The sequence below is a fragment of the Pseudarthrobacter xylosi genome, from assembly GCF_055412765.1.
Map to the genome: position 1 here is coordinate 150227 of NZ_JBVAYT010000003.1, position 21425 is coordinate 171651.

A 21425-nucleotide genomic window follows, 5' to 3' on the forward strand; every position below is an offset into this window, starting at 1 on the left:
GCCCCTGCGAAAGCAGGGGCCCGCTGTGCTTAACCGGAGTATCCAAACCGGCCACCTGACCGGCACTGAACGCTCCCAAACGCGACTTTCAGTGCGGCTACTCCGAGTCGGTTGGGAGTACGACGGCGGCACTCACGGTACCGCCGTCGTCGTGCGTCAGGACCGCACCGGCGGCTGTGAGGAGCCGCTGCGCGCCGATGTTTCCGGCAGTGGTGGCGGCCACCACCTTTCGCAGGCCGGCGCGTCGGGCTTCCGCCAACACCAGCCGCATCGCGGCGCCGCCGATACCGAGGCCGCGGTAGGTACGTCCCAGCCAGATGCCTGTTTCCACCGTTCCGTCGTCAGTCCTCTTGAGCCTGACCGAACCGGCCGGGCTGCCGTCGCAGAGCACGGCCCAGCTCTTTTCCGAGGCCGGTCCGTCCAACCCCGCGGCCGCAGCCCGGTGGTATGCGCGGAACCACGCGATGCGTTCCGCGTTCCAGCCGGTTGTGCTGCCAAGTGGCGGCGTGACGTCATCCGCGGATGCGTCCCGCTGCGCCAGTTCCAGCAGCCGCTCCAGCATGGTGTCGTCGACGCGTGCCAGCCGGACCTCAGGGGAGCGGAACATCGATCCACTCCGTTCCGGCCGGCGTGAGCCCGGTTCTCCCGGCGGTCAGCGACAGCACGCGTTCGGTGGCCGCGGCGATTTCTGTGGCATCGTCAGGCACGGCCAGGCGCAGGATGGTTGCCTGCGCTCCGTAAGTGGTTTCCGCCATCACGAACCCGGCCGCCCGAAGATCGTTCTCCAGCCGTCCTGCAGCGGCGTGCGGCACCGGTGCCGAACAGATTCGGAGCCGGCTGCGGCGGACCAGCGGGGCCCGTTCCAGGGCGGCGGACACCGATTCCGAATAGGCGCGCACCAGTCCGCCAGCGCCCAGCAGGATGCCGCCGAAATAGCGGACGACGACGGCACTGACGTCGCTGAGGTCCGTCACCCCCGGCGCCGTTTCCCTTTTGACGATGGCCTCCAACATCGGGATGCCGGCGGTGCCGGAGGGCTCGCCGTCGTCATTGGAGCGCTGGATGTCCCGGTCCGGTCCCAGGACGAACGCCGAGCAGTGGTGGCGGGCGTCGTGGAACTCGCGGCGCAGGCCGGCCACCAGGTTCCGCGCAGTGTCCTCATTGTCGGCGCGGCGGAGCACGGTGATGAACCTGGAGCGTTTGATCTCGATCTCGTGCCGGAAGTCTTGGCCCGAGGCGAGCGTGGCGTAAGTGGTGGCCCGGCTGTCTTGCTCTTGCACCGCCCAAGTCTATTCCCCGCCGCCTCCCTGAATTCGCTGCGCTCACCTAGAGAACCCTGGCGGTGGTGGGCCCACTAGTAGGGTGGTGGGATGCTCAAGATTGGTTTGACGGGTGGCATCGCCTCGGGGAAGTCCGTGGTCGCCTCACGCCTCGCCGGGCTCGGTGCGGTGCTGGTGGACGCGGATGCGCTGGCCCGGGACGTGGTGGAGCCGGGAACACCGGGACTGGCCCGTGTGGTGGAAGCCTTTGGACCGGACATGCTCGACGCCGGGGGCCGGCTGGACCGGGCAAGGCTTGGTTCCGTGGTGTTCGGTAACCCCCCGCAGCTGGCCGTGCTGAACGGCATCGTCCACCCGCTGGTGCGGGCCGCGGCGGCGGGCATCATCGCCACAGCCCCGGCCGGCGCCATAGTGGTCCAGGACATTCCACTGCTGGTGGAGACCGGTCAAGGCAATGGCTTCCATCTGGTCCTGGTGGTGGATGCACCCGACGACGTCAGGATCGGCCGGATGCTCGAACACCGGGGCATGACGGCCGAGGACGCACGGTCGCGGATGGCGGCCCAGGCATCGCGTGAGGCGCGGCTTGCTGCTGCCGACGTGGTCCTGGACAACTCCGGATCGCTGGCGGACGTGACCGCGCGGGTGGACCGGCTATGGACGGAGCGGCTGGTCCCGTACGCGGACAATATCCGCCGCGGCGTCAGGGCGGCCAGGACCGGCACTGCGGAATTGTCTGTGCCGCAGGAGGATTGGGCAGCCCAGGCCGCACGGCTGGCATCCCGGATCAGGGCCGCGGCACCGGATGACATCCTGGCGGTGGACCATATTGGCTCCACGGCCGTGCCGGGCCTGGCAGCCAAGGACGTCATCGACCTCCAGGTCACCGTGTCGGATCTCAACGCCGCAGACCGGATCGCACCGCTGCTGGCGGCCGCGGGGTTCCCTGCCGTTCCGGGGGCCGGATTCGACACACCAAAACCGACGGAGCCGGATCCGGAGCAGTGGCGGAAACGGTTCCATGCCAACACGGACCCAGGCCGTGCAGTGAACCTGCACGTCCGGGCAGCCGGATCGCCCGGGTGGCGGTACGCGCTGCTCTTCCGCGACTGGCTCAGGAATGAACCGGAGGCAGCCACCCTGTATGGGGACCACAAGCGTGCATTGGCCGAACTGTTTGCGTCCACAAACGGGACACGGGCTTACGCGGAGGCTAAGGAGCCGTGGTTCACCGACGAAGCCTGGCCACGCATGGAAGACTGGGCCACGCGCACAGGCTGGGCGCCGCCGTCGTACCTCCCCTGAACTCCGCGCCCCCGAGACGGGATGTTCGCCGGTAACTGATCCGGCTTTCACTGTCGGTCCCCGGTTGTAGATTAGATGCATGAGCCTTGCCCAGGAGATCAACCGCGTCGTCGCTCCGTTTGAAGTCATCAGCGAGTTCCAGCCGGCAGGTGACCAGCCCGCCGCCATCACCGAACTGACGGAGCGGATCAGGAACGGCGAAAAGGACGTTGTCCTGCTGGGTGCCACCGGTACCGGCAAGAGTGCCACCACGGCCTGGCTCATCGAACAGGTTCAGCGGCCCACTTTGGTTATGGTGCAGAACAAGACCCTGGCCGCCCAGCTCGCCAACGAATTCCGTGAACTGCTGCCCAATAACGCGGTGGAATACTTCGTTTCGTACTACGACTACTACCAGCCTGAGGCGTACGTAGCGCAGACGGACACCTTCATTGAGAAGGACTCGTCCGTCAATGAGGAAGTGGAGCGGCTCCGCCACTCCGCCACCAACGCCCTCCTGACCCGCCGGGACGTCATTGTGGTCGCTACGGTGTCCTGCATCTACGGCCTTGGCACGCCGGAAGAGTACATTGCCGGCATGGTCACGCTCCGCAAGGGGGCGCAGATGAACCGTGACGACCTGCTGCGGAAATTCGTCTCCATGCAGTACGCGCGCAACGACATGGACTTCCACCGCGGCACGTTCCGGGTCCGCGGCGACACCGTGGAAATCATCCCGATGTACGAGGAACTGGCCATCCGGATCGAATTCTTCGGAGACGAGATTGAGAACATCCATACCCTCCATCCGCTGACTGGCGAACTGATCCGGGACGAAGAGGAAATGTACGTCTTCCCGGCTTCGCACTATGTGGCCGGGCCCGAGCGGATGGGCCGGGCCATCAAGCGGATCGAGGACGAACTCGCCGAACGCCTTGCCGTCCTGGAAGGCCAGAACAAGCTGGTGGAAGCCCAACGGCTCCGGATGCGCACCACCTACGACCTCGAAATGATGCAGCAGATGGGCTTCTGCAACGGCATCGAAAACTACTCGTCGCACATTGACGGCCGCGCCCGCGGAACCGCTCCGCACTGCCTCATCGACTACTTCCCGGACGACTTCCTGCTGGTGATCGACGAATCCCACGTCACCGTGCCGCAGATCGGCGCCATGTACGAGGGCGACATGTCCCGCAAGCGGAACCTGGTGGACTTCGGTTTCCGCCTGCCGTCGGCCATGGACAACCGGCCGCTCAAATGGGACGAATTCCTCCAACGCGTTGGCCAGACGGTCTACCTGTCGGCCACTCCCGGCAAATACGAACTGGGCAAAGCTGACGGCTTTGTGCAGCAGATCATCCGGCCCACCGGACTGATCGACCCCGAGGTGGTGGTCAAGCCCACCAAGGGCCAGATCGATGACCTCCTCGGCGAGATCAAGACCCGCACAGCAAAGAACGAACGCGTCCTCGTCACCACACTGACCAAACGGATGGCGGAGGACCTCACCGACTACCTGCTGGGCCACGGGATCAAGGTCGAATACCTGCACTCGGACGTGGACACCCTGCGACGCGTTGAACTGCTCCGGGAGCTCCGGATGGGTGTCTTCGACGTCCTGGTGGGCATTAATCTGCTCCGGGAAGGCCTTGACCTGCCCGAGGTGTCCCTTGTGAGCATCCTGGACGCGGACAAGGAAGGCTTCCTGCGCTCGGCGACGTCTCTCATCCAGACCATCGGCCGTGCTGCCCGCAACGTCTCCGGCGAGGTCCACATGTACGCTGACCGCATCACCGACTCCATGGCCAAGGCTATCGATGAGACCAACCGGCGCCGCGCCATCCAGGTGGCCTACAACACAGAACGCGGCATCGATCCGCAGCCGCTGCGGAAGAAGATTGCCGACATTACCGACCAACTGGCCAAGGAAGACGCCGACACCCAGGAGCTGCTGAACAACAACCGGCTGGCCAAGGGTGCCAAGCGCGGCAAGTCCGCGGCAAAAGGCGCGGCGCAGGTCCGCAAGGACGGCCTCGCCGCGGCGCCGGCGGAAGACCTCGTGGGCCTCATCGAACAGCTGACCGAACAGATGCACGGCGCTGCCGCCGAACTCCAGTTCGAGCTGGCCGCGCGGATCCGGGACGAGGTCAGTGACCTCAAGAAAGAGCTCCGCCAGATGCACGCGGCCGGGCACGCCTAGGCCACGCCCGGGCGGCGGGGGTATGCAGCGGTCGGGGCATGTTCCCGCATGCGGGGACGCCTGCTGTACAGTTAATGTCACGTAGGGGAGTATCCCGAGCGCTACGATCGTCAACACGCCAGGCAAAGTTGCCTGGCCGGGCGTAGCGGGCCGCCATTTCAGCACCAAGTGCACAGGCTGGCCGGAGAGACTTACACCATTTCTCTGTACCCTGCGAAAGGCTTCCCGTGCCCGAATTACCCGTGTGGTTTGAGGTCGGCTCACTTGTCGTCCTCGGCCTGATCCTCCTCATTGACCTGCTGCTTGTTGTCCGGCGTCCCCATGAACCTTCCATGAAGGAAGCGGGCCTGTGGGTTGCGTTCTACGTCTCCCTTGCTCTGCTGTTCGCCGGGGCCATGTTTTTCTTTACCGGTGCCGAGTTCGGCGGCCAGTTCGTGGCCGGCTGGGTCACTGAATACAGCCTCAGCATCGACAACCTGTTTGTCTTCATCATCATCATGGCCCGCTTCTCCGTGCCCCGTAAGTACCAGCAGGAAGTCCTGATGGTGGGCATCATCATCGCCCTGATCCTGCGCGGCATCTTTATCCTCCTCGGCGCCATCGTGATCGAGCAGTTCAGCTGGGTGTTCTACATCTTCGGCGCATTCCTGCTCTGGACGGCCTGGAAGCAGGCCCAGGATGAAGGCGAAGACGAAGAGGACAAGGAAAATCCGCTCATCGCCCGGATCCGCAAGGTCATCCCCATGTCGGAGAAGTTCGACGAAGGCAAACTCCGCACCACGGTGAACGGCAAGAAGGTGTTCACCCCCATGCTGATCGTGTTCATCACCATCGGCCTCACCGACCTCCTCTTCGCCGTTGACTCGATTCCCGCGATCTTCGGCCTCACGCAGAGCCCGTTCATTGTCTTTACCGCTAACCTGTTCGCCCTGATGGGCCTGCGCCAGCTGTACTTCCTGCTGGGTGGCCTGATGAATCGCCTGATCTACCTGAAGCACGCGCTGTCGTTCATCCTGGCGTTCATCGGTGTGAAGCTGGTGCTCCACGCCATGCATGTGAACGAACTGCCGTTCATCAACGGCGGTCACCACATCGAATGGGCCCCGGAGATTCCGACCTTCGTCTCCCTGGCCGTCATTGTGGGCACTATCATCGTTGCCGTGATTGCCAGCCTCGTCAGTTCCAAGGCCAAGACGGCCCACCTGGACCCCCGCCTCGAGGAAGACGCCAAGAAGAGCCACAGCGACGCCGAGTAAGTTGCACCCGCGTTTCCTGGACGCACCCAGCATTTCCGCTGATCCCGGCCGTACTTCGGCCGGGATCAGCGGCGTTAACGAACCCCTGCGGTAGCGGCCAACGGAGGACTATGCTCGGAGCATGGCCCGCATCCTCATAACGGAAAGTGGAGTCCGCCAGGTGCAACGGCGCACTGTGGTGCTGCTGAGCGCGGCCCAGGTTTTCGGTGGGATCGGCACCGGAGCCACGGTTTCCATTGGTTCCATCCTGGCTGTGGAAATTTCGGGTTCCAGCGTGTGGGCAGGAGCCGTGGCCACGGTCATGACATTGGGTGCCGCCCTGACAGCGCTGCCCCTGGCTTCGTTGGCAGACCGGCGGGGCCGCCGCTCCGGCCAGGTTACGGGACTTTCCGCGGCCCTGGCCGGCACCGTGCTGATAGTGCTTGCGGTGGTGTCCGGCTTGTTCCTCCTGTTGCTGCTGGGGGCCGTGGGCATCGGGGTGGGCACGGCGGCCAGCTTGCAAGCACGCTTCGCCGCCGTCGACCTTGCGGATTCTGAACACCGCGGCAGGGCCTTGTCCGCCGTCGTGTGGGCAGTCACTGTCGGCGCCGTCGCCGGCCCCAACCTGATCCAGCCTGGCACCGTTGTGGGACTGGCCCTCGGCCTGCCGCCCGTCGCCGGACCGTTCGTGATCTCCGCAGCCGGACTCCTGCTGGCGATTGTGCTGCTCTTCGCCGGCCTTAGACCCGACCCGCTCCTGCTCGCCCGGGAAATCGCCGCCCGAGACCTCGCTGCCCAGGGACCAGCCGCCCCAGGACCAGCTGCCCAGGAATCCGCCGCCCACACGGCTGGCGGGAAGACGCAGGCCACGCCGCCAGGTACGGCAACCCAGCAAGGCGGCACGGCGCGAAGCGCCGCCGGGGGATCGCTTGTCCGCGGACTGCGGGCCATCCGCCACTCCAGGGCGTCCTGGCTGGCGCTTGCCGCTGTCGTTGGAGCGCACGCAGTGATGGTAGGCGTGATGTCCATGACCCCGCTGCACTTGCAGGAACTCGTGGCCGGACCGGGTTCCACCCATGCCGGCCACGCCGCCTCCGGCGATGTCCTGGTGATCATCGGCTTCACCATCTCCCTGCATATCGCCGGGATGTTCGCGTTGTCGCCCGTTATGGGCTGGCTAACTGACAAGGCAGGCAGGACTGAGACCATCATGATCGGCTTCGCCACGCTCATCGCGGCCGTCGCCGTCGCAGGGTTTGGCCAGACATCAACCGTGGCGGTTGCCGTGGGACTTGTCCTGCTGGGCATTGGCTGGTCTGCCGCCACGATTTCCGGGTCCACGCTGCTGGCGGAGAGCGTCCCGCAGGAGTCCCGTGTGGTGGTCCAGGGTGTGTCGGACATGCTGATGGGCGCCGCCGGCGCAGTGGGCGGGGCAACCTCCGGCCTGATCCTCAGCTGGGCCGGCTACCTGGGACTGAACATGGCAGGCGGCGTGTTGGGAGCTGCCGTGCTGGCCGCCGCCGTCGTTGTCCTTGTGGCGCGACGCCGCAGCCCCACCGCCGGCACAGTCAACGGGTCAGTGGGCGGCCCTGCTGCCCGCTGAGCCGGCAACCGAGCGCACCATACCCAGCAGGCGGCCGAAGATGGCCTCGCCGTCGTCGGCGATGCCGTCATGGTGGAAGTCGGCTGTCTCCCATACCTGGAGTCCGCGCACGGCAGCTGCCGTTTCCAGGGACAAATCGCGGTCCACGTAAATGTCGTCCCGGTAAACCGCGGCGGCTGCGGGCACGCCGTTCGCGGCCAGCTGCGTGTGGTCATAGAGCGGCTTCCAGTCCGTCTTGGCAGCCAGCAGCTGGGCCACGTGCCGCAGCGGCACCAAGGCGGCATCCTGCTCGAAGTACCACGGGTACACCATCTCGCCGGTCAGCAGCAACGGCTCCGCATCCGGGCGGAATGCCGGATTTTCCTGCAGCACCCGCCAGGCGGCCCAGTCGGTCGCCTGTCCCTGACCGTAGATGGACTCATGCAGCAGGGCATAGAGCGGGTTCGCCAGGCGGGACACGATGCCCTGGACCTGCTCGAGGAAGACATCCGAGAGCCTGTTCCCGTGCTGTGTCTCGGTGAAGGCGTCCTCCAGAAGGTAGTGCAGGCCGTCCACCCGCGTGTTTCCGCCCAGGAAGGAGCCCACCATCTGGAACCGTTCCACCGTGAGCCGGCCGCCGTCGGGAAGGAGCTCCTCAGTCTGCCGAAGGTGCGATGCGATCGCGTTCACTGTCCGGCGGTCCTCCGGATACCAGCTGAAGTATTCAGTGTTGCGGGCCGCAACACGGGCGAACGTGGCGCGGTAGACGTCGTCGGCGTGGCCACCGAGCGGCGCCAACCCGCCCGTGATGAGGGCTTCCCTCAGCCCGTCCGGGGCAAAGGACAGGTATGTCAGTGCGCAGAATCCGCCGTAGCTTTGGCCGTAGATGCTCCAGGGGCCGGAGCCAAGCGCCGCCCGGATGAGCTCCGCGTCGGCCACGATGGAATCCGCACGGAAATGCTCAAGGTACGCAGCCTGTGCCTCGGCCGTTCCACGCGCGGGCAGCGTTTTCCGGTCAAGCGGAGTCGACAGCCCGGTGCCGCGCTGGTCCAACATCAGGATTCGGAAGTCCCGGGCTGCCGCCTTGCTCCAGCCGCTCAGCGAGGCCAGCCGGTTGCCGCGGCCGCCCGGGCCGCCTTGGAGGAACAGCAGCCAAGGAAGCGCTTCGGCTTCAGCCTGGGTGTGGGCCGACGAGACGTACTCACGGGCGAAAACGGTAATGGTCTCGGCGGCGTCGCCGCTCCCTGGCATGAAGTGGTCCAGGGGCACGGTGAAGTAGTGCTCGGCGGTGCGCATGCCCCGGAATTCGTGCCGGGCCTTCACAAAATGCGGGACAGGGGGCCGCGTCCGAGTGGTTTGCGCGGAAGCCTCGCGCTCAGCCACGGATGGACGCTGCCGTCCTGGTGCCAAAGCTCTCCAGCGCGTCGCCGGTCAGCCGGAACGTGGACCAGCCATCCAGGGGACGGGCGCCGAGGCTGCGGTAAAAGTTGATGGACGGCTCGTTCCAGTCCAGGACGCTCCACTCCACCCGGGCGTAGCCGTTCTCGACGGCGGTGGCAGCCAGGTGCTTCAGCAGCGCCTTTCCGTGGCCCTCGCCGCGGGCGTCCGGGCTGACGTAGAGGTCTTCCAGGTAGATGCCGTGGACACCTTCCCACGTGGAGTAGTTCAGGAACCAGAGGGCGAACCCCTGGACGTCGCCCGCGCCGTTTTCGGCCATCGTGGCAAACACGCGTGGGTTCCCGCCGAACAGGACCTCAGCCAGCATTTCCGGGGTGTTGCGGACCGCGTCCGGTTCTTTCTCGTAGATGGCCAGTTCGTGGATCATCTGCAGGATAGCGGGGACGTCTTGCCGGGTGGCGGGGCGGATTACACTCATGGTCCGAGTTTACTAGCGGGGCCGTGATCCCTACTGCCAGCGAAGCTGGGATGTACCGTAGCGGACGGGTCCCTTGCCGTATTCAAGCGGCGCACCGTCCGCCATGATGGGTGGTCCAACGTACCGCAGGCGGCCGTAGGGACTCTCCATCACGCGGAAGTCGGGTTCGGGCAGGGAACCACTCTGGCCGGCCAATGCGGGGAGCCGGAACAATTCTTCAGCGGTGCGGGCCAGGGAAAGCCGGGCCGCGCCGCCACGTCCGTTTTGGAGCCGTTCGGCCAGCAAGGCAAATGCTGCCGCCGCCAGGCCATATCCGGTGGCATGGTCCAGTGCCTGCACTGGCAGCGCCCCAGGCTGCCACCCGTCATCAGTGGTCCCGCCATACCGTTCGGCTATGCCGCAGGCGGCCTGTACCAGGCTGTCGAAACCGCGCCGTGCCTTCCAGGGGCCGCCGCTGCCCCATGCACTGAGGGTGACTATCACGAGGTCGGGCCGTGCCTGCAGCAGCGCGTCGGGCGCCAGTCCGAAACGGTCCAGCCCGCCGTCACGGTAACCCGTGACCACCACGTCGGCAGACTCAATGAGACGCCTGACGGTGTCCATAACCTCCGGATCCCGGAGGTCCGCCTCCGCGCTTCGCTTGTCAAAGCCAGAGTCAACAAACACATCGCTCAGCTCCGGAAGCTGGGGCGGGTCGATGCGCAGCACGTCCGCACCCAGCGCGCCCAGGAGGCGGGTGGCCGTGGGACCGGCTATGACGCGCGTCAGGTCCAGCACCTTGAGCCCGGTCAGGGGGTGGCGTGGAACAGCCCCTGGAACCCACCGGGGGCGCTGCCGGCTTTCACTGGTGTCCGCCGGTGGACGGGAGATGCTGATCCACGGCCCGGCGCCGGCCGTCCCATGCATTGGGGTCGCGGTCCACTCCTCCCGCGTGCGTACGGCAGCAGCGACGCCGTTCTTTGCCGTGATGGCGTCCTCGGCTGCCAGGGACGTCATGCTTAGCAGGGCGCGTTCCACATCCTGTGGCGTGCTGACCGAGAGTGCCGCCATCAGCCGGGCTGCGTGATGGGGATAGTTGGCGTGCAGACGGATCCAGCCGTCCGACGTGCGCCGAAAGCCGGACGTCGGAGCAAATCCTTCGGGTTTCCCGCCCGCGATCCGCAGGTGGCCGAGTGAATCAAATGACGCTGCCGTGGCTCCGGATGCCAACGAGTACCTCCCGGGCACACCAACCAAGGCGTTCAGAGACGTCGCTGCTGCCTGGACAGCCCCCAAGGCCAGCCCCTCGACGTCCAGCGGGCCGTTCCACCACTGCCGTGGACCGTCGGCGGGCGCCACTGGCTGGGCCTTCAGGGCTTCCAAAACCCGAAGGCTGCCCGTCAGGTCGGGGACGGCGTCCACTGGGTCACAGCCTAGAGCCGGTTGACGTCGGTGACCCGGACCACTGCCGTGCCGGATTCGTCGGACGCCGCCAGGTCCACTTCTGCGGAGATGCCCCAGTCATGGTTGCGGGCCGGATCGTCGAAAATCTGCCGGACCTTCCACAGTCCGGTCTCTTCGGTGATCATCAGGAGCCCGGGGCCGCGGGCATCAGGGCCGGTGCCAATATCGTTGTGTTCGTCGAAGTAGTCGTCCAGGATGTCTTCCCAGCGGTCGGCACCCCAGCCTGCGCCGCCGTCGAGCTCGCCCAGGGCTGCTGCGTTTTCGTCCGCGAACAGTTCCACGCGGCGGAACATCTCGTTGCGGACCATCACGCGGAAGGCCCGGATGTTGGACGTCAGCGACGGCGGCGGGGGAGGCGGAGCGTCGTGCGGGGTGGGCATCGCGCCGGACGTCAGCTCCTCCCATTCGTCCAGGAGGCTGGAGTCCACCTGCCGCACCAGTTCGCCAAGCCAGGCGATGAGGTCCTCGAGGTCCTCCCGGAGCATGTCCTGCGGCACGGTCTGGCGCAGCGCCTTAAAGCAGTCGGCGAGGTAGCGCAACACGATTCCCTCGGAGCGGGCCAGCCCGTAGAACTGGACGAACTCGCCGAAGTTCATGGCACGCTCGTACATGTCGCGGACCACGGACTTGGGCGCCAGTTCAAAGTCCCCCACCCACGGCGCGGCCTTGCGGTAAACCTCGAAGGCCTCGCCCAGGAGTTCCGCGAGCGGCTGCGGATAGGTGACTTCCTCCAGCATGGCCATGCGCTGGTCATACTCGATGCCGTCAGCCTTCATCACGGCAATTGCTTCCCCGCGGGCCTTCTTCTGCTGGGCGGAGAGGATCTGGCGGGGTTTTTCCAGGGTCGCTTCGATCACCGACACCACGTCCAGTGCGTACGACGGCGAATCCGGGTCAAGCAGCTCCAGCGCCGCAAGTGCAAACGGTGAGAGCGGCTGGTTCAGGGCAAAATTGGCCTGCAGATGGACGGTGAGCCGGACTGTCCTGCCGTCCTGGCCCTGCTCTTCTGCCGGGATTCGCTCCACCACCTCGGCGGCGAGGAGTTCGCGGTAGATTCCCAGGGCTTTTTTCATCAGCCGCAGCTGCGAGGCCCGCGTCTCGTGGTTTTCGGTGAGCAGCCGGCGAGCCGCCGTGAACGGGTCGCCCGGCCGTTCCATCAGGTTCATCAGCATCGAATGCGTCACGCTGAAACTTGAGGTCAAAGGATCGGGCACGGATTCCACGAGGCGCTTGAAGGTGGGTTCACCCCATGAAACGAAGCCCTCCGGCGGCTTCTTCTTGACCACCTGGCGGAGCTTCTTCTGGTCATCACCAAACTTGGCGGTGGCCTTGGCCATGGCTTTCACGTTTTCGATCACGTGCTCCGGCGCCTGGACCACCACTGTCCCGGCGGTGTCATACCCGGCGCGGCCGGCCCGTCCGGCAATCTGGTGGAACTCCCGGGAGTTAAGCGGTCGGGTGCGGACGCCGTCGTACTTGCTCAGCGCGGTGAGCAAAACGGTGCGGATGGGCACATTGATGCCGACGCCCAGCGTGTCCGTACCGCAGATCACCTTAAGCAGGCCGGCCTGGGCGAGCTGTTCCACCAGCCGCCGGTACTTCGGCAGCATACCGGCGTGATGGACGCCGATACCGTGCCGGACCAGCCTGTTGAGCGTCTTGCCGAAGCCTGCGGCGAAACGGAAGTTCGCGATCAGCTCGGCGATCTTGTCCTTCTCCTCGCGGGTGCAGACGTTGATGCTCATCAGCGTCTGGGCCCGGTCAATGGCCTCGATCTGGCTGAAGTGCACCACGTAGACGGGCACCTGGCGCGTGGAGAGGAGTTCCTCGAGCGTTTCGTGGACCGGTGTCTGGTGGTAGTAGTAGTGCAGCGGAATGGGACGCTCGGCTGAACTGACGGTGCTGGTAGGCCGTCCCGTGAGCTCGGTGATGCCAGCCTCGAACCGGCTGACGTCACCGAGTGTGGCGGACATCAGGAGGAACTGGGCCTGGGGCAGCTCCAGCAGCGGGACCTGCCAGGCCCAGCCACGCTGGGGGTCGGAGTAGAAATGGAATTCGTCCATGATGACCGCGCCGAGTTCGGCGGAGGTCCCTTCGCGGAGGGCGATGTTCGCGAGGATTTCTGCCGTGCAGCAGATGATCGGCGCGTTCTGGTTGACGCCTGAGTCGCCGGTGATCATGCCGACGTTCTCCGCGCCGAAGATGTCGCACAGCGCAAAGAACTTCTCGGAGACCAGCGCCTTGATGGGAGCGGTGTAGTAACTTCGCTGGCCCCTTGCCATGGCCTGGAAGTGCGCGGCGATGGCCACCAGCGATTTGCCGGAACCGGTCGGGGTGGCGAGGATGACGTTGGCCCCGGTGGCGAGCTCCATGATGGCCTCGTCCTGGGCAGCGTACAGCGCCAGGCCCCGGCTTTCGGTCCACTCCAGGAATTGGGTGTACAGGGCGTCCGGGTCGATGCCTGCGCCGGAGGGGTTTGGGGCGGGCAGGACAGGCAGCTGGTCAACGAGTTTCATTGATTTCCAGCTTAGTGCCCAGCCGGTGCCTGATATCCGGGCGGGCCCGGGTTAGGCTCGCGGTACTGCCAGACAGCACCCGGCGATGGAGGTAACTGTGAAGTGGGACCCCGTAAAGTACGTCCAGTTCGGCGACTACCGCGACCGGCCCTTTTTCGACCTGACGGGCCGGATCCAGGCGGACCGGCCGCAGCACGTTGTGGATCTGGGCTGTGGTCCGGGGAACCTCACGGCCACGCTCGCCCGGAGATGGCCGGAAGCGAAAGTGGTCGGGCTCGATTCGTCCGAGGAGATGCTGGACAAGGCTGAGGTCCAGGCCGGGAAGCATTCGGGCCTCAGCTTCGGGCTGGCGGATATCGCAGATTGGACACCTCCGGCTGAAACCGACGTGGTGGTCACCAACGCCGCCCTTCAGTGGGTGCCGGGCCATCAGGAAATGCTGGCAGGCTGGCTGGCGGCGCTCAAGCCCGGTGCCTGGTTCGCCATGCAGGTGCCGGGAAATTTCAACGCCCCGTCCCATGCGCTGATGCGGGACCTGGCAGGTTCCACCCGCTGGTCTTCTCGGCTCGACGGCGTACTTCGCGGTGGTGAATCCGTGGGGGAGCCCACAGATTACCTCCGCATCATGCTGGACGCGGGCTGTACAGCAGATGCCTGGGAAACCACGTACCAGCAGGTCCTCACGGGGGCGGACCCGGTGCTCAACTGGGTGCGCGGCACGGCGTTGCGCCCGGTCGTGGCTGCCCTTTCGGCCGAGGACGGCCTCGCCTTTGAAGCTGAGTATGCGGCAGCCCTGCGGGCCGCGTACCCGGGATCGGTCCACGGCACGGTGTTTCCCTTCCGGCGGATCTTTGCCGTAGCGCAAAAGAAAACCAGCACCTAAACTCCATTCGTTTGAAGTTCTCGACATGGTCGGTAATGCCCTATGACTTAGAAGAGAATGTGATGCTGGTTACAATGACGCAAGCGGCTTCTGGGGATGGCAAAACGGCCGAACCCTCATCAGCCTCCCAAAGCCCGTCCTGGAGGTGCGATGCTTTTCGGCTTAATGGCCCGGCTTCTGGCTGGCCATAAGGGTGCCGTGGCCGCGATTGTTGCTCTCCAGCTCGTCCAGACCGCAGGCAACCTGCTCTTGCCCACCATTAATGCGGCCATCATCGACGACGGCATCGTGGCCGGGAACACTCCGGAAATCTTCCGCTTGGGCACTGTCATGGCTTTGATCGCTGCGGTCCAGGCGGCGGCGGCCATCGCCGCTGGCTACTTCGGGGCAGTGGTGGCCATGAAGATCGGGCACCAGTTGCGCGGCGAGATCTTCACCAGGATCCAGTCGCTTTCTTCCCAGGAAGTGGCAGCCTTCGGCACACAAAGCCTTGTCACACGGGCCACCAACGACACCCAGCAGATCCAGTCGTTCGCCGTCCTGGTTTTCACAATGTTGGTGGCGGCGCCGGTCATGGCGGCAGGTGGCGTCCTGCTGGCCTGGCAGCAGGACAAGGTGCTTTCAAGCGTCGTAATCGTCATCATGCCCATCCTGCTGCTGATCATGTATCTCATCGTCCGGCGCCTGGTACCCCTTTACCGGCAGGGGCAGGAACTCCTGGACCGGACGGGGGAGATCCTGCGTGAGCAGATCATCGGCGCGAGTGTGATCCGGGCCTTCGTCAGGCAGGGACACGAAACACGCCGGTTTGCGAAGACCAACAGCAGCCTCACCGGCAACAACCTTCAGTCCTCCCTGCTCGTTGCCGGCATGCTGCCGCTGATCATGATTGTGGTCAACCTGTCATCGGTGGCCGTGGTCTGGTTCGGTGGCCACCGGGTTTACGACGGCGGGATGAAGATCGGCGCCCTCACGGCCTTTATCGCCTACATCCTGCAGATTCTCCTGGCAATCATGATGGCCATGTACGTTTTCATGACGGCTCCGCGGGCCGCCGCTTGCGCTGAACGGCTCAGTGCCGTGCTCGACGCAACACCGTCCGTCCAGGACTACAAGACGCCCCAAGGGACCAGCCATGGTGGCACCTTGGACGGTGCCAGCGTCACCTTCAGGAACGTCAGTTTTTCCTACCCCGGCGCCGAGAATCCAGTTTTGGAAGACATCTGCTTTACGGCAGGGCCAGGAACCACTGTTGCCATCGTCGGCTCAACGGGGAGCGGTAAATCGACGCTCCTGAACCTGGTGCCGCGGTTCCTGGACTCCACTGCCGGAACCATCAGCATCGGCGGCCGGAACATCTGTTCCATGTCCTTGGACGTCCTCCGCCGGACCATGGCGGTGGTGCCGCAAAGATCGCATCTTTTCTCCGGAACCATCGCCGACAACTTGCGCGTGGCAGCTCCGGAAGCATCCGACGGCCAGCTGTGGGACGCCGTGGAGACAGCCCAGGCTGCCGGCTTCGTCCGTGCGCTGCCGCTGGGTATGGAGACAGAGGTCGGGCAGGGGGGAACCACCCTCTCCGGCGGCCAGCGGCAGCGCCTCTGCATTGCGCGTGCCCTCCTGCGGAAAGTCCCCGTCTATCTGTTTGACGACAGCTTCTCCGCGCTGGACTTCGCCACCGAGGCCCGGGTCCGGGATGCCCTGGAGCTTGCCCTTGACGGCGCAGTGGTAATTGTCGTCGCGGAGCGGATCTCGACCGTTGCCGGCGCCGGCCAGATCCTGGTACTCGACGACGGCCGGCTGGTTGCAGCGGGGACGCACCTGCAGTTGCTGGAGACGTCCGCCACCTACCGGGAAATCGCCGAGTCCCAACTGGCACTGGACGACGCGCCATGACACCTTCGCCCGGCACCGAGGCGGCGCCCGACGGCTTCTGGCCCACAGCACGCCGTCTCCTTGCATTGCTGCGCCCGTCACGGGGCCGGATGCTGGGTGCCGTTGCGGCCACCTGCGCTTTTGTAGTCCTCAATGTCGCGGCGCCGAACTACCTCGGTGATGCCACCGATGTGGTGGTGGATGGGGTCTACAGCGGAGTGCTCGACGGGCAGCGGCTGGGGATCCTGCTGGCCGCCGTTGCCGCGATGTACGTTGGTGCTTCCCTGTTCAACTGGATCCAGGGAGCCGTGACGGCCAGCGCGGTGCACGGCCTGATGTATAGCCTCCGGGCATCGGTCCAGGCCAAGCTGCACCGGCTTCCTTCCACGTACTTCCAGACGAAGTCCAGGGGCGACGTCCTGAGCCGCGTAACCAACGACATCGACAATATTTCGCAAGCGCTCAGCCAGGTTCTCACGCAGCTGATCATGTCTGTCCTGATGCTGTGCGGCGCCCTGGCCATGATGCTGTGGATCTCGCCGCTCCTGGCACTGATCGCCCTTGTTTCAGTTCCGCTGTCCACGCTTATCACCGTTATGGTGGCCCGGAAATCCCAAGCACATTTTGCCCGCCAGTGGACCGAAACAGGTGAATTGAACGCCCACGTGGAGGAGTTTGTCACCGGGCACGAGGTCATTAGGGCCTTCGGGTACCAGGACCAGGCGGCGGCAGCCTTCAAGGCAAGCAACGACCGCCTTGCCCGGGCATCGGCACGTGCCCAATATTCATCGGGCATTGTCCAGCCGTTGATGGTCCTTATTGCCAATGTCAATTACATCGCCGTGGCGGTGGTGGGGGCGCTCCAGGTCACCACCGGGGCGATGACCATCGGCGGGATCCAGGCGTTTATCCAGTTCAGCCGGCTTTTTACCCAGCCTGTGGGCCAGATCGGCGGCATGCTCAACGTCATCCAGTCCTGCGTGGCGTCGGCGCGCCGCGTGTTCGACCTGCTCGATGCGGAGGAGATACCTGCCGAACGTGAAAGTAGCGGCCACCAATCCGGTCCGGGCGGCGGGATTGTGTTCAGCCATGTCACCTTCGGCTATGTCCGGGCTGACCCGGTGGTCCGTGGACTCTCGTTCACGGTGGAACCGGGTCAGACTGTCGCAATTGTCGGCCATACGGGCGCCGGCAAGACCACCATTGTTAATCTCCTCATGCGGTTTTATGAGGTCGACGCCGGCAGGATCACCGTCGGAGGCACCAACATCGCCGACATTCCGAGGGACGTCCTGCGTGAGGGATTCGGGGTGGTGCTCCAGGATGCGTGGCTGTTTTCCGGCACCATCAGGGAGAACATCGAATACGGCCGGCCGGGGGCCACAGATGCGGAGGTTACCGCGGCAGCAGAGGCGAGCCATGTGGACCACGTCATCAGGTCACTGCCCGCCGGATACGACACCCTGCTGGGCAACGGGGGAGAGCCGCTCAGCCAGGGCCAGCGCCAACTGATATCCATCGCCCGGGCACAGTTGGCGGACCGCGCCGTCCTGGTCCTGGACGAGGCGACGAGTTCGGTGGATTCCCGGACCGAGGTCCTGATCCGCCAGGCAATGCGGAGGCTGCGCCGGGGAAAAACAAGCTTTGTCATCGCCCACCGTTTGTCCACGGTCCGGGACGCTGATCTAATTCTGGTCATGGATCACGGACGCATTGCAGAGCAGGGAACCCATCGAAGCCTCCTGGCAGGCAACGGCCGCTATGCGCGGCTCTACAACGCGCAGTTCGCCGGACGTGCGGGCCGCACCGGCACGTTGGAGGCCGGACGATGACCTCGGGCGGCCCGTTCCCCGGCGCGTGGAAGCCCAATCAGTCGAGCACGGTGCCACTGTTTGAACAGCTGCGCCTCCACGTGATCCGCCTTGCGGACAGTGGCGCCCTTCCACCGGGTACCAAGCTGCCGGCGGTGCGGACACTGGCGGGGCTGCTCGACGTCGCGCCCCACACCGTTGCCCGGGCGTTCAAGGAGCTGGAGGCAGCCGGTGTGGTGGCCACGAAGGGCAGGAACGGCACTGTGGTGTGCGCGCGTGATGAGCGGGAGGATGCACTGTCCCTTGCCGCCAACTCGTATGCATCGGTGGCCAAGGCACAAGGCGCCACCTTTGCCGAAGCAGTCAAGCTGCTGGCTGCAGCCTACGACGCCGACTAGCCGGACCCCGCATGGATATTCGAAGAAGTTTTCGATTAGCATTAGTGGGTGCCTAAAGCCGTAGCTGAAGAAACAGCAGTCGAATCCGTCCCCGTCGTCGTTACCCAGGCCCCTGCCACGCCTGCCCGGCCAGACCTCTCCCGCCTTGTGGTCAAGGGCGCGCGCGAGCATAACCTGCGCAATGTGGACTTGGATCTGCCCCGTGATGCCATGATCGTCTTCACCGGGTTATCTGGCTCCGGGAAGTCATCGCTGGCATTCGACACCATCTTCGCCGAGGGCCAGCGGCGCTACGTTGAATCCCTGTCGGCCTATGCCCGTCAGTTCCTGGGCCAGGTGGATAAACCGGATGTCGATTTCATCGAAGGTCTCTCGCCGGCGGTATCGATTGACCAGAAGTCCACCAGCAAGAACCCCCGCTCCACGGTTGGCACCATCACCGAGATTTATGACTACATGCGTCTGCTGTGGGCACGCGTGGGTCGGCCGCATTGCCCGGTTTGTGGCGAGGTTGTGGCCAGGCAGACGCCGCAGCAGATCGTGGACCAGCTCCTTGAGCTTGAGGAAGGCACACGCTTCCAGGTCCTGGCGCCGGTGGTACGTGGGCGCAAGGGCGAGTTCGTGGACCTCTTCAAGGAACTGACCGCCAAGGGCTATTCGCGTGCCCGGGTGGACGGCGAGCTGATCCAGCTGAGCGAGCCCCCCAAACTCGGCAAGCAGTTCAAGCACACCATTGAAGTGGTGGTGGACCGCCTGGTAGTCAAGGAAGGCATCAGCCAGCGCCTCACGGATTCCGTTGAAACGGCACTTGGTCTGGCTGAGGGCCGGGTACTGGCCGAGTTCGTCGATCTGGACGCAGACGCGCCGGGACGGTTGCGGGCATTTTCCGAGAACCTCGCGTGCCCCAACGAGCATCCCCTGGCCATCGATGAAATCGAGCCGCGCTCCTTCTCCTTCAATAATCCCTTCGGCGCCTGTTCCGCGTGCAGCGGCATCGGAACACGGCTGGAGGTTGACGAAGAACTGATTATTCCGAACCCTGAGCTGTCGTTGTCCGAGGGCGCCATCGCGCCATGGTCACTGGGCACAGCAACCACCGAGTATTGGAACCGCCTGCTCGAAGGGCTGGCCAATGAGCTTGGATTCTCCATGGACACGCCGTGGGAGAAGCTGGGCAACGACGTCCGCCAGACCGTCCTGCACGGCAAGGACCACAAGGTGGTTGTCCAGTACAAGAACCGCTTCGGCCGGGAACGCAAATACAGCACCGGTTTCGAGGGCGCCATCCAGTACGTCCACCGCAAGCACGGCGAGACGGACTCCGAGTGGGCCCGTGACCGCTATGAAGAGTACATGCGGCAGATCGCGTGCCCCGCGTGCAATGGCGCCAGGCTCAACCCCGCCTCGCTGTCCGTCCTGATCAACGGCAAGTCCATCGCCGATGTCGCGGCCATGCCCATGCGGGTGTGCGCGGACTTCCTGAACAACCTGGTCCTGACCGGCCGTGAGGCCCAGATCGCCCACCAGGTGCTTAAGGAAATCCAGGCCCGGCTGACCTTCCTGCTCGACGTCGGGCTGGAATACCTGAACCTTGAGCGCCCCTCCGCCACCTTGTCCGGCGGCGAAGCGCAGCGGATCAGGCTCGCCACCCAGATCGGTTCCGGCCTCGTGGGCGTCCTTTACGTCCTGGACGAGCCCTCCATCGGCCTGCACCAGCGCGACAACCGCCGGCTCATTGACACCCTGACGCGGCTCCGGGACATGGGAAACACGCTCATCGTTGTGGAACACGACGAGGACACCATCCAGGTGGCGGACTGGATCGTTGACATCGGCCCGGGCGCGGGCGAGCACGGCGGCCAGGTGGTGCACTCGGGTTCGTACCAGGACCTCCTGGCCAACACCAACTCTTTGACCGGCGATTACCTGTCCGGCCGCAAGAAGATCGACATTCCCAAGAAGCGGCGCAAATACGACAAAAAGCGTGAGCTGAAGGTCGTCGGGGCCCGTGAAAACAACCTGGTCAACGTTGATGCGGCCTTCCCCCTAGGCCTGTTCACTGCCGTGACCGGAGTCAGCGGCTCCGGCAAATCCACCTTGGTCAACGAGATCCTCTACAAGGTGCTGGCCAACAAGCTCAACGGCGCCAAGCAGGTAGCCGGACGCCATAAGAGCATCGTGGGCCTGGAGCACCTGGACAAGGTGGTGCACGTGGACCAGAGCCCCATCGGGCGTACCCCCCGGTCCAACCCCGCCACCTACACCGGTGTCTTTGACAACATCCGCAAGCTCTTCGCCGAAACCACCGAGGCCAAGGTCCGCGGCTACTTGCCAGGCCGGTTCTCCTTCAACGTCAAGGGCGGGCGCTGCGAAGCCTGCGCAGGTGACGGCACCCTGAAGATCGAAATGAACTTCCTGCCGGACGTGTACGTTCCCTGCGAGGTGTGCCACGGCGCACGGTACAACCGCGAGACCCTGGAAGTGCACTACAAGGGCAAGACCATCGCGGATGTGCTCAACATGCCCATCGAAGAAGGTGCGGAGTTCTTCGCGGCCTTCTCGCCGATCGCCCGGCACTTGAACACGCTCGTGGACGTGGGCCTCGGCTATGTCCGGCTGGGACAGCCGGCAACCACCCTCTCCGGCGGCGAGGCCCAGCGGGTCAAGCTTGCCGCGGAACTGCAGAAGCGCTCCAACGGACGCAGTGTGTATGTCCTCGACGAGCCCACCACGGGCCTGCACTTCGAGGACATCCGCAAGCTCCTGATGGTCCTTCAGGGGCTGGTGGACAAGGGCAATACAGTGATCACCATCGAACACAACCTGGATGTCATTAAGAGCGCCGACTGGATCGTGGATCTTGGCCCGGACGGCGGTTCGGGCGGCGGCCAGATCGTCGCCACCGGCACTCCCGAGCAGGTAGCGAAATCCACGAAAAGCCACACGGCATCCTTCCTCGCGGAAATACTGAGCTAGGCGGTTGGATTCCAAGGACGTATGCCGTGTCGGGCATGCGAGTTTCAGGCATGCTCGGTGTCGTGA

The 21425-nt window shown here is 64.9% G+C and carries 15 protein-coding genes; 9 read left to right on the forward strand and 6 right to left on the reverse strand.

Going from position 1 to position 21425, the window contains the following annotated elements:
* Positions 1-97: 97 nt before the first annotated feature.
* Together ACZY1F_RS08245 and ACZY1F_RS08250 are read right to left on the reverse strand one after the other, a co-directional pair.
* On the reverse strand, positions 98-607 hold the full coding sequence (locus ACZY1F_RS08245) for a GNAT family N-acetyltransferase (RefSeq protein ID WP_463941273.1): 510 nt from the start codon (positions 605-607) through the stop codon (positions 98-100).
* Positions 591-1280 carry an IMPACT family protein gene (locus tag ACZY1F_RS08250; RefSeq protein ID WP_463941274.1) on the reverse strand — a complete coding sequence of 230 codons (690 nt, stop codon included), beginning with the start codon at positions 1278-1280 and terminating at the stop codon, positions 591-593. The genes ACZY1F_RS08245 and ACZY1F_RS08250 overlap by 17 nt, the downstream gene beginning before the upstream one ends.
* A 90-nt stretch (positions 1281-1370) precedes the next feature.
* Between ACZY1F_RS08250 and coaE the strand changes: the two genes are divergently transcribed.
* From coaE to ACZY1F_RS08270, 4 genes are all read left to right on the forward strand, one after another.
* Positions 1371-2585: a dephospho-CoA kinase gene (gene coaE, locus ACZY1F_RS08255; protein WP_463941275.1), complete on the forward strand. Its 1215-nt coding sequence runs from the start codon at positions 1371-1373 to the stop codon at positions 2583-2585.
* Between the two features lie 79 nt (positions 2586-2664).
* Positions 2665-4764, forward strand: coding sequence for an excinuclease ABC subunit UvrB (uvrB, locus tag ACZY1F_RS08260; RefSeq protein WP_463941276.1), 2100 nt, complete (start codon positions 2665-2667; stop codon positions 4762-4764).
* 227 nt (positions 4765-4991) lie between these two features.
* Positions 4992-6020, forward strand: a complete 1029-nt coding sequence (locus ACZY1F_RS08265; protein WP_463941277.1) for a TerC family protein — start codon at positions 4992-4994, stop codon at positions 6018-6020.
* A gap of 121 nt (positions 6021-6141) precedes the next feature.
* Complete coding sequence (locus ACZY1F_RS08270) at positions 6142-7602, forward strand: MFS transporter (RefSeq protein ID WP_463941278.1); 1461 nt, start codon at positions 6142-6144, stop codon at positions 7600-7602.
* On the opposite strand, the gene ACZY1F_RS08275 is transcribed toward ACZY1F_RS08270, so the two are convergent.
* The 4 genes from ACZY1F_RS08275 to ACZY1F_RS08290 all read right to left on the reverse strand — a co-directional run bounded on the left by ACZY1F_RS08275 (position 7576) and on the right by ACZY1F_RS08290 (position 13416).
* Positions 7576-8877: an alpha/beta fold hydrolase gene (locus ACZY1F_RS08275; RefSeq protein ID WP_463941561.1), complete on the reverse strand. Its 1302-nt coding sequence runs from the start codon at positions 8875-8877 to the stop codon at positions 7576-7578. The genes ACZY1F_RS08270 and ACZY1F_RS08275 overlap by 27 nt on opposite strands.
* 79 nt (positions 8878-8956) lie before the next feature.
* Positions 8957-9457: a GNAT family N-acetyltransferase gene (locus ACZY1F_RS08280; RefSeq protein WP_463941279.1), complete on the reverse strand. Its 501-nt coding sequence runs from the start codon at positions 9455-9457 to the stop codon at positions 8957-8959.
* Positions 9458-9487: 30 nt separating this feature from the next.
* Positions 9488-10858, reverse strand: coding sequence for a CoA transferase (locus tag ACZY1F_RS08285; protein WP_463941280.1), 1371 nt, complete (start codon positions 10856-10858; stop codon positions 9488-9490).
* 11 nt (positions 10859-10869) lie between these two features.
* On the reverse strand, positions 10870-13416 hold the full coding sequence (locus ACZY1F_RS08290) for a DEAD/DEAH box helicase (protein ID WP_463941281.1): 2547 nt from the start codon (positions 13414-13416) through the stop codon (positions 10870-10872).
* A gap of 97 nt (positions 13417-13513) precedes the next feature.
* Here ACZY1F_RS08290 and ACZY1F_RS08295 point away from each other — a divergent pair, with 97 nt between their 5' ends.
* From ACZY1F_RS08295 to uvrA, 5 genes are all read left to right on the forward strand, one after another.
* Complete coding sequence (locus ACZY1F_RS08295) at positions 13514-14299, forward strand: trans-aconitate 2-methyltransferase (protein WP_463941282.1); 786 nt, start codon at positions 13514-13516, stop codon at positions 14297-14299.
* Between the two features lie 150 nt (positions 14300-14449).
* Complete coding sequence (locus ACZY1F_RS08300) at positions 14450-16195, forward strand: ABC transporter ATP-binding protein (protein ID WP_463941283.1); 1746 nt, start codon at positions 14450-14452, stop codon at positions 16193-16195.
* Complete coding sequence (locus ACZY1F_RS08305; protein ID WP_463941284.1) at positions 16192-18006, forward strand: ABC transporter ATP-binding protein; 1815 nt, start codon at positions 16192-16194, stop codon at positions 18004-18006. The genes ACZY1F_RS08300 and ACZY1F_RS08305 overlap by 4 nt, the downstream gene beginning before the upstream one ends.
* The gene (locus ACZY1F_RS08310; protein WP_463941285.1) at positions 18003-18383 is read left to right on the forward strand and encodes a GntR family transcriptional regulator; all 381 of its coding nucleotides are present in this window, start codon (positions 18003-18005) and stop codon (positions 18381-18383) included. Before ACZY1F_RS08305 ends, ACZY1F_RS08310 begins: the two co-directional genes overlap by 4 nt.
* Before the next feature lie 48 nt (positions 18384-18431).
* Entirely contained in the window at positions 18432-21359 is a 2928-nt protein-coding gene (uvrA, locus tag ACZY1F_RS08315; protein ID WP_463941286.1) for an excinuclease ABC subunit UvrA, read from the forward strand.
* Positions 21360-21425: the final 66 nt, after the last annotated feature.